Raw genomic sequence first — 9,298 nt, forward strand, 5'->3', positions numbered from 1 at the left:
CGCCTCGGCCGGCTCGTCACTGCTCCACCCGCCAACCGCTGGTCAGGCTTTGCCCCGAACTGGGGTCGGTCTTACCGGGCCAGGGGCGCAGGCCGCCGCGCTGACCTGCTCGGCCACGTCGCGTGGCAGCCAGCCACCCGCGACGCCGATACCGCTGTCGGCCACGACGTCGCAGTCTGAGGGCGTCGGGTTGGCGGCGTCGTTGAGGGTTCCGGCTGCTACCGGCTGCGTGTCCGGTGGTGGTGGTGGTGCGGTGATCGCGTGGGAGCTGACACCGAATACGGCCGCGCCGGCGATGCCGCTGGCGGTGGCTTGCAGGGGTGTCGGTAGCGGCATACGCCGCAGCCACGACACAGTCGCGCGGAGTCGGGCCAGCACCCGGATGATGACCGTGTAGGCGAGCAGGAGCCACACCATCCAGGCCGCGATGGTCAGCGCGGCGGTGAGAGTCTGTTCGGTCAGCGGGTTCTGCACCCACTCGCGGGCCTGCGCCGCGCTCGGCCAGCCTTCTAGGGGTGGTCCGACCAGGGACAGCAGCACTGTCGGAGGGCCGGCCAGAAGCGCGAGGACGAACAGCAGCGACATCAGCTGCCGCGGCCACCGCATGTCACCCGCCTCCACCCGGTGACATGCCCGCCCGAGCAGGGCGGGTGGACGGCGAGGAGAAAGCGGGCGGTGCGGGGCGCAGGACACGGCTCCAGAGCCGAGTAGCCCACCAGGTCGCGACGGCGATGGCGTAGATGACGCCGAGCATGCCGGCGGCCCGTTTACTGACGATCGCCGCGCAGATCACCGCCACCGGGGCGGCGAGGATGAGGCGGAACATCAGGGGTGTCACCACCGCCATGACCACGGCGACGCCGAGGAAAAAGCCACCGACGCGGCCGGCGGTGTCGATCCACAGGATCCGGTCCGGCCACCGGTCGGCGGTCAACGAGTACTGGATCAACCCCATGCCGAGCGTGGCGGCGACGATGGACCCGGTTGGCGCGGCCAGCAACGCCGACCAGCCGCCGGCCGGGGCACGCCACTGCCGGGCGGCGACGACCGCCATCGCCACGGCCATCACCGACACCGGCGCGATCGGCCACAGCGCCCACTTCAAGTACGGGCCCACCGGCATACCGAAGTATTGGCTGGTGACCACCGCGTACAGGCCAGCGATCGCCGCGCCGAGGGACACCGCGGCGAGGATCCCGACGCTGACCCTTCCCCCTTCGGTTCGGGTGCCGGGGGTGGGACTGCGGGCGGCGATCAGCGAGCCGAGTACGGTGCCCGCGGCCAGGCACGCCAGCAGGGCCATCACGGCCGCCATCGTGAACTCGCCCCAGTTCACGCTCACCGAGTAGTACACACCGAGCACCCCATGCTGCTCCGCGGTCAGCAGGCACTGCCAGATCAGGGCCAACGACGCGAAGCCGGGCACCGCGATCGCCGCCGCCCGCCGCACGGGCGGCACCGGCACCTCCACCCGCTCGACCGTCGCGGTATCGACGGCGCCGACGTCCGCGGCGCCCCGCGCCGCGGCCAACCCTGGTTCGGGCACGACGACGGGCACGACGGTTGTGTGCTCGGCGATCGCCGCCGCCAGGTGCGGTAACTGGGCGCTACCGCCCACACAATAGACACCGGTGAGGTCGCCGACTGTGAGCTCAGCGGCGGCGACTGCATCCTGCGTCAACTGCGCCACGCGCCACGCCACCGGCCGGGCGGCCTCGTCGAGCATCTCACTGTTCGCTATCACCGGCGGCCGGTCCGGGAGCGGAACCGTGACCGCCGGATGGCTCACCAACGCTTCCTTGGCCACCCGAACGCTGTCCGCCACCGACGCGCGCGAGAAGCCCTGCCCCTCCCCCATCGACGCGCCGATGAGGGCGTCGGCGAGCGCCTGATCGACTGCCGCGCCACCAGCCGCCGCGTCGGCGAGGGTCGCGAGGACCTCGAACCCGGCCGGCCCGCGGCGCAGCACCGTCACCTCCGCGCCAGCCCCGACATCACACACGACAAGGAACGCACCGACCGGCACCTGCACACCAGCGGCGAGCAGATACTCGGCCACCCCCACCGGCGCCTCCACCAGACTCGGTTGCGGCAACCCCGCTCGGTGCGCGACCTGCCGCATCCAGGTCCGCCGCCGGGGCCCCCACCCCGCCGGGACGACCACCCGCACATCCCGCACCGGCTGACCGACGACCCGCTCGGCTTCGACCGCGGCCCGGCGCAGAGGCGACGCCGCCACCTCCAGCGCGTCGCCGCCAGCGTCACCTGCCGTCGCGTCCTCCACCGGATGGCGCGGGCCTGGAACGAGCGCTGAGGGCTGCCCCGCCACCTGTCCGCTCGCCGGCATATACGACGCGCTGTGTAGGGATGGGTTCCCGTCGAAGGACAGCACGTGCGCGCTGCCGTCGGCCCACGCCAGGACGGCATGGGTGCCGGCGGTGCCGCAATCGATCGACAACCGCGCATCCCCCGACCCCATATCCATAGTCAAACATGAGGATCACATTCACGTCACCTGTCAATCACTCACGGCCAGCAGAGGTCAGCCGAAACCGCACCAGCGTCACCGCCCACCGAACCGCCGAAGAATCTCCTCAAGGAATCCTCGTGGTTAGGCCGTCTCCCGCCTGCGTGCCTCTTGCCAACGACACCAACGCGCATTGGACGGAACCGTGAAGCCCTCCAACACACCCGCCCACCCCACCGACGGCATCGCCCGCACATGGACCCGCGCAGTCCTGACAACCGAACCCGCCGACCACGACACCGCCGAAGCCGCAGCCCGCGCCGCCTACCGCACCGCAGGCAAGCCCGAGCCCACAGAGTTCATCTGGTGCCCGTCTCCCTCGGCCGCTCTCGAGCTCACCAGGAGTCTCCTCGAAGAGGGGCAGGCCCCACTCGTCAATCCCGTGCGTCGCGCGGTGTTGAACCAAGCGCTGTCAGCAGCCCGCGCCCCACTCATCGATCGGGCCAGCGACACTGACAGGTTCGCCGCCTTCGGCGAGTTCCACTACCACTTCGAACGCAAAGGGTTCTACGGCGAGCAACGCTACGACGGTATGGACGAGCGGTACGACCTGATGGAGCGCCCCTACCGGTGCCCGCCTGTCCTGCCGTCCGAGCGATCGGCGCTGCGGCCCGTGCTTCACGCCGTGCATCAGACCTACCGGCACGTCCTGAGCCCTGCGTGGTCGGCGATTGACGGCGCGATCAGCGCCGATTACACGCTCCAACCGGCCTGGTACTGGTCGGACGAGCACGGTGTCGTCGACCAGAACGATGAGGCCCATGCCGTCGTCCGCTACAGCACACCTGACCTCAACGACCGATTCTTCGACCCCGCCTGGTGCTTCTACCCCGACCTCATGGTCTTGGCGGCCATCGACACCTACCGCCGAGTTTTCGATACGGACCCCGGCTCGGCCTGGCAGGGCTGCCGCGACGTCGCGCTCAGCAGCGGACCCTGGTGGCCCTTCCCGGAAACCGTGGTCATGAGTGAACGACCCACCCTGCTCACACTCAAGCAGGACCGTCTCCATGCCGACGACGGGCCAGCTATTCAATGGCCCGACGGTCACCAAGTCTGGGCCCATGACGGCGTTCTCATCAACTCACCTCGCTCGGGGTCGGCAACGAGCGGCGGATGATCCCAGAAGCCCGCAGTGATCATTTGGTTATCCACAGGCACCTGAGTTGTCCACAGCTAATGCGGTCAGGCATTGATCGGGCGGACCACCCCTGCTGAAGTACCTGCGCGGGGACGACGCCACGTCCATCCAACGACGAAGGAGCGCAGCCATGACCGGAGGTGAACGCCGCCGATCGCGGCGCACGGACAGGTCGACACCACTGGAGCACCTCGCCGGTGTCACCGGCCTCATCGGCGCGACGGCCGCCCTCATCGCTGCCGTCGCCGGCCTGCTGTCAGCCGCCGCCACGCTGGTGGTGAGTCGCTGATGCCTGCTGTCGAGGCATGGCTGCTCGGCGGCCCTGCCGACGGCCGCATCACCCACATTGAGGTCGACGACGACGGCTTCCTTCCGCAGGCTATCGTCCTGCCGCAGAGCGGCGCCTACCTCGGCGCCCGCGAGCACCCCAGCCAGCCCGTGCAGCACCGCTACCTCCGCTGCGCCGGCAAGCTCGACCCGCCAACCTTCCGGTACGACGGCCCTGTCCCCGAGGACCGGTGACGTCGACATGGGCTGCCAAACGCCCGAAGCCCGAGCCACCCATCTTCCGACCAGAGAACGACGCCACCCGAGAGCGGCCGCATCGCTACCCAACATCATCCGCTGATCGAACGCTTGTACGATTCGTTGGTGGAGGATGTGGCGGCGCGCTGGTGGAACGGGATCTGGGGTCGCCTGGGCCGCCGAGATGTGTGGCTCACCCGCGAGGTGCGGTGGAAGGTGACCGCCCGCGCCGGCGACAGCGAGACCGGCCGGGTGCTCCGGTGGGAGTTCGACAGCGAAGGCGAGGCGCGCGCCATGGTCAAGCGTCTGCTCGCCGCCGACGCGGGCGGCCAGTGGCGCAAGCAGTCCGGCGACAGCCAGCCGCCACAGCAGACCTAGCACCCGGTTGGCGGTCTGCGCCTCGGGGCGCAGACCGCCAACTGGATCGCGCTCAGGAGCTACAGGTGTTGAGCATGCTTTGCAGGGCGGACTTCTCCGAGGACTGCAGGGTCAGGCCCCAGCTGTACTTCACGGTGATCCACATCTTGCTGTAGGTGCACCGGTACGACGACAGCGGTGGCTGCCAGGTGGAGGGGTCCTGGTCACCCTTGGACTGGTTGACATTGTCCGTCACCGCGATCAACTGCGGACGGGTGAGGTCGTTGGCGAAGCTCTGCCGGCGGCTGGTCGTCCACGAGTTGGCCCCGGAGCGCCACGCCTCGGCCAGGGGCACGACGTGGTCGATGTCGACGTCGGAGGCCGCAGTCCAGGTCGCGCCGTCGTAGGGGCTGTACCAACGGCCGGAGGTGGCCGCGCAGGAGCTGTCGACGACGACGGATGTGCCGTCGCGTTTGAGGACCTGCTCACGGGTGTTGCAGCTACCGCTGATCGTGATCCAGTGCGGGAACAGGTCCCTTGAGTAGCCGCTGGTTGAGCCCTGCGTCGCCACGGTCAGGGCGTTGAGCTGTGACTGCGCTGTTGCCTTCGACGGGATTCCGGGAGGCGTCGCCGACGCGGGAGTGGCGTTCGTGGCCGCGAGAGTCACACTTGCGAGGGCGGCGATCGCGATAGCTACGGCGCGCGGACGGCGGCGGGCAAGCGGCAGGGTGTCGAGTGTCAGTCGCGGCATGTGGGGCCTCCATCGTCAATGGGCGCGCAGGCAGTCACGTTCATCGATAATGGTGACGGTAGTGCGACGGTGTTGTGAAGTACCAGAGACGCGTGCACGACGCCTTGCCGACGTTGGCAGCTTGCGTGCCTCGCACACGTCGCGGTGAGGCGGGCACGGCAACCGGCCCTGCTGGGGCTTCGGCTCGGTGCCCGCGTTTTGCATGTGAGATCGCCGCCGTCTTCGCTGCAACATCACCCGTCCGGATCATTGGATTTCGTTCAGCGTGCCTGGCAGGCGGTACGGCAAGCCGCCCTGAGCGGCTGATGCATTAGCGGCTGTGATCGTCTGTGCGACGACGAGTGCGGATCGTGCGAGCTTTGCTCCCGTAGCGGGACCGAACTCCGCGTCATCGGAGATGATGGGCCCGTGTCTCATCGATGTCGAGCTTTGCTCGCAGTTCAAGCTGGTGGCCGAGCAGCCCTCCCAGGCTGCTCGGCCGAATCAGGGGAGTCAGCTGCCAGAAGCCGGTCGGCCCTGACGCGCGGCGCAATCCTTAGCGTCCAAGCAGAAGCCTAAGCAGCTCCATGGCACGGCGACGGCGAGCCCGGTCGGCGGACCACAGGTACACACCCGCCAACATGGCGACCCCTCCGGCGCAAAGCAGTGCAGCGGTGGACAACTCGTGCATTGTCGTGAAGACCCTTCATCTTGGCACTTGATTAGCTGATGGCGTAGCCACCTCGAGTGGCGAATCCCCCGGTTGCGGTGGCCGCTTCCCAGCTTGAGATGAGCTCAAAGAGGGTTTACGCACTCTGACGAGACCTTCCAAAGGGTTCACAGAGTTTTCCAGGGTCAGTGCGACCGGCACCGCCGTTAGCGGAGACGGCGCTCCGGAGCAGGAGGGATCTTTACAATTCTTGCCAAGGCCGGGCATCATGTTGGCCACGATGAGCACGCCACTGACGTCCGATATGCAGGGATCCGGCGATGATCCACTGGCTACGTTACGACACCAGCTCGGGCGGCTGCATCTTCGAGCGGGCAAGCCCAGCTCTCGAGAGATCAGCCGCCGCACCATGCGGACGATCAGTCATACCACGGTCATAGCCGTGTTGCGCTGCGAGAGCATCCCGAAGTGGGGCCCGCTGGAACTCGTGGTCGAAGCCCTTAAGGGCGATGTCGAGCAGTTCCTGGGACTTTGGACTGCGGTCGAGGATGCTCGTAGCGTCATCAGCGCAACCGGCTGGCCGGGCGAGACCGGCAAGGTCGAGCACGTCACTAAACCCGCGGAAGTCGATGTCGAAGAAGAGGAACCGAGGCAGCGGCTACCCGCCACCCGCCCCAGCGACACTCTCTCCGCGCCATCACCCACGCCCAGTGCCGAGACCTCTCCGCCAACCAAAGAGCAGGACTCCGCGTGGTCGCGGCAATCGACCGGTAACGGTTCGTCAAGCAAAAACGACTTGGCCGCCGAGAACGCCGAACTGCGCCGACAGATAGTCGATTTGCGCACCCAAATGCGAGCAGCCAACGACACCAGCACCGACAAAACTTATCGCGACATACCTCTCGGCCATGCAAATCGCATGCGCCTGGTCGAACAATTCTTCAGCTCTCGGTATCCTGTAACACCCGAAGGTGCTTGGCGTAATATCTACCGCTTGCTTCTCTGGATCGACCCCTCGAGCGGCCTGGCCTCTTGCTACGAATCTGACAAGTGCCAACCAGGACGGCCCTGGTACGCGAAATCGCTCGCTTTTCACATGTGGCTCGCCCGTGAATTGGGCGTCCCTCCCCGTGACCTTGGCTCTGAAATCGATGTCCTATTCTCATGGACCATGCCTTATGCCATGAGTAAACAGGACCCCTCTCGCACTACCAGCGGCCCTCAGGGTCGGTCAAATAGATTCGAAGCGGCACCCTTTCCGGGGGAAGACACAAGACTTATCGACTTCGTCAGCCGAGAATTGGAGCCATGGCTCCGCAGTTCACTGCCCGAGGGGCACCTACGCGTCCTCACCGCCAGCATTCGGCTCCGAATTAATTATGAAAGAAAGCGAAGCGTGCTTCTTGGTGAGGGCTTCCAGGACGTCATGGGGGCTATCCTTCAAGGGATACCGAAGATCCGCCAGTCCTACGACGTCCGGATCCGTTCTTTACCGCACGACCTTCCGGGCTTCCTCCCAGAAAAGCGACCCAGGGGTGAGCGGGTAGTGGATTTGGCGCTGGTAGGGAAGCCCAATGACAATCCGACCATAGTCGCCTGCGCTTGGTCGCTGCGCGCGGACCGGGACATCCGTTTCCTAGACGATCTGACGGCGCTTTCAAGCCTCCAAGCAGGAGGACAGCCACTCAACTACGTGTTGCTCACCAATGAGTTTGACCCGTCCCGCCTGGCGGCAGTATGCGAGCGAACGTTCGAGGGCCGCCCACTTTTTCATGCAGTTATACACATAAATCCCGCTGCACTGCTTGCTGCGTACGGCCACCCGAGCCAGCCAAGAGGAAGCACCGCGCGCGCGAAGGCTTACATAACGGACGGAAGGATCCGGAGCCTTGAGGCTTGGTTGAACGAACTCTCCGTCAGCACCCGAGCTTCCTCCACTTGAGAAGGCCCGAACCAGACCCTCCTCACTGTCGCCGGATACCGGCACAGGGTGACGCGGCGTGGCGCAGGACCAACTCTGACGCACTAGGGGCTCGCCTGTATAAGTACGCGTCCGCAGCCTCGGAGACCGCTGTTGGCGGCCAAGTCATCGTTGGGCTACAGGCCCTTAGCGACGGAACCAAACCTGCGACACACGGTTAAGGAAGGCGACAGCGGCAGTCTCACCACTGTGGTCGCTACCTGCGGGCTTGGGCTGCGTTCCGGTTCTCCGTTCCAAGATCATTGTACGCGCTCTGCACGAGGCGCTGCGGACGCCCGAGGACGGCCGGCGGCCGCCCGCAGGGCGATCCGCAAGCGCGCCTACCCCTGCACCGCAAAGGTCATGACTAGTGTCGGCTGTCGCCGGTGATCCCGCCGGCCTGCTCGTGTTGTCGCCTACCGTCGGCCTAGACTGGCTCTAGCAGGCTTCGCCGTGCGAATGGGCGTACAAGCCGCGGCCCCTTCGTCCCGAGCGCGGGGGCGGGGCATTGCTAAATGTCGTCCAGTGCGATTTGACGCTGCTAAACAACGCCCCTTCACTGTCTAGCGTTGCCTCTTACCGCTCGCTGCTGGTCTTTCGCTGCCTCCTGGCTGCCTCGCCTACCCGCCATAGCCGGAGGAACGTCTAATGCGCCCGGTGGTGCTCGATCGCCGAGATGCGCTCGCACCGGCCCCTCGGCGGCGCTGAACCCGTCAAGGTCTCACCCACCCTCCTCTTGCGACGCCGGGAGTTCGTGGACCTTCTCGGTTTCCACCCATCCCGACCGATGGCGAGTGAGCCAAGCAGGGTCCTGCTGATGCGCCTCTGCGGCGGCAAGACGTAGCGCAGCGGTGACGACGAACTCCAGGCAGAACGCGAACTCCTCATCTGTAGGCGCGTAGCCCTTCGGCGCCAGGTAGATCCGCTTCCCATTCAAACTCACGGTCAGATGAGGTACGAGGAAATCGAACCTCAGGTACGTCGGGAAGTCCAGGCCAAGCGCCACCATCCGCATCGCCGGGCGCATCAACCTAGCGGACTCGACCGCAGCCGCCACCTGCTCGGCCACCCTGCGACCCGTGTCGATGCCGCTCCCGTCGTCAAGCAGCTCCTCAAGCGCCTCTTTGACGGTGTGCGCCGGCGCCGAGGCCCACATAGCAGGGCCGAAGGCAAACGGGGATCTGTCCCGCCGGGTCCGCGAGAGGTCGCGCGCGCCCCGGTGGGGATCGAACAACTCGTCGAATGCGTCCCGCAGCTTGACGGGACTGCACCCGGTTCGGTTGACTCCTGACCTGTGAGGATCTGTTCCTCGCTGGAAGGATGTCTGTCATGCCGAAAGCGTTCCCCCTGGAGTTCCGCCGCGACGTCGTCGCGGTCGCCCGTAAGGG

Annotated in this window: 9 protein-coding genes; 5 read left to right on the forward strand and 4 right to left on the reverse strand. The window is 66.6% G+C overall.

Going from position 1 to position 9,298, the window contains the following annotated elements; translation table 11 throughout:
• Positions 1-42 precede the first annotated feature (42 nt).
• Positions 43-606 carry a hypothetical protein gene (locus tag FHG89_RS28170; protein WP_139587438.1) on the reverse strand — a complete coding sequence of 188 codons (564 nt, stop codon included), beginning with the start codon at positions 604-606 and terminating at the stop codon, positions 43-45.
• Position 607: 1 nt separating this feature from the next.
• On the reverse strand, positions 608-2,284 hold the full coding sequence (locus FHG89_RS28175) for an Hsp70 family protein (protein ID WP_244295931.1): 1,677 nt from the start codon (positions 2,282-2,284) through the stop codon (positions 608-610).
• Positions 2,285-2,672: 388 nt separating this feature from the next.
• Between FHG89_RS28175 and FHG89_RS28180 the strand changes: the two genes are divergently transcribed.
• The 4 genes from FHG89_RS28180 to FHG89_RS28190 all read left to right on the forward strand — a co-directional run bounded on the left by FHG89_RS28180 (position 2,673) and on the right by FHG89_RS28190 (position 4,571).
• Positions 2,673-3,647 (forward strand): DUF6745 domain-containing protein, encoded by a 975-nt coding sequence (locus FHG89_RS28180; protein ID WP_139587440.1) that lies wholly within the window; start codon positions 2,673-2,675, stop codon positions 3,645-3,647.
• Positions 3,648-3,798: 151 nt separating this feature from the next.
• Positions 3,799-3,957, forward strand: a complete 159-nt coding sequence (locus FHG89_RS33140) for a hypothetical protein (protein WP_167517540.1) — start codon at positions 3,799-3,801, stop codon at positions 3,955-3,957.
• Positions 3,957-4,190 (forward strand): hypothetical protein, encoded by a 234-nt coding sequence (locus FHG89_RS28185; protein ID WP_139587441.1) that lies wholly within the window; start codon positions 3,957-3,959, stop codon positions 4,188-4,190. Before FHG89_RS33140 ends, FHG89_RS28185 begins: the two co-directional genes overlap by 1 nt.
• A gap of 129 nt (positions 4,191-4,319) precedes the next feature.
• Complete coding sequence (locus tag FHG89_RS28190; RefSeq protein ID WP_139587442.1) at positions 4,320-4,571, forward strand: hypothetical protein; 252 nt, start codon at positions 4,320-4,322, stop codon at positions 4,569-4,571.
• Positions 4,572-4,623: 52 nt separating this feature from the next.
• Here the strand turns inward: FHG89_RS28190 and FHG89_RS28195 are convergent, their stop codons facing one another.
• Entirely contained in the window at positions 4,624-5,301 is a 678-nt protein-coding gene (locus FHG89_RS28195) for an HNH endonuclease family protein (RefSeq protein WP_139587443.1), read from the reverse strand.
• 929 nt (positions 5,302-6,230) lie between these two features.
• Here FHG89_RS28195 and FHG89_RS28205 point away from each other — a divergent pair.
• The gene (locus FHG89_RS28205; RefSeq protein ID WP_139587444.1) at positions 6,231-7,892 is read left to right on the forward strand and encodes a hypothetical protein; all 1,662 of its coding nucleotides are present in this window, start codon (positions 6,231-6,233) and stop codon (positions 7,890-7,892) included.
• Positions 7,893-8,631: 739 nt separating this feature from the next.
• Here FHG89_RS28205 and FHG89_RS28210 read toward each other — a convergent pair.
• Positions 8,632-9,144 (reverse strand): hypothetical protein, encoded by a 513-nt coding sequence (locus tag FHG89_RS28210; protein ID WP_167517541.1) that lies wholly within the window; start codon positions 9,142-9,144, stop codon positions 8,632-8,634.
• Positions 9,145-9,298 lie beyond the last annotated feature (154 nt).

Origin of the sequence: Micromonospora orduensis, from assembly GCF_006228125.1 — a bacterium.
GTDB lineage: Bacteria > Actinomycetota > Actinomycetes > Mycobacteriales > Micromonosporaceae > Micromonospora > Micromonospora orduensis.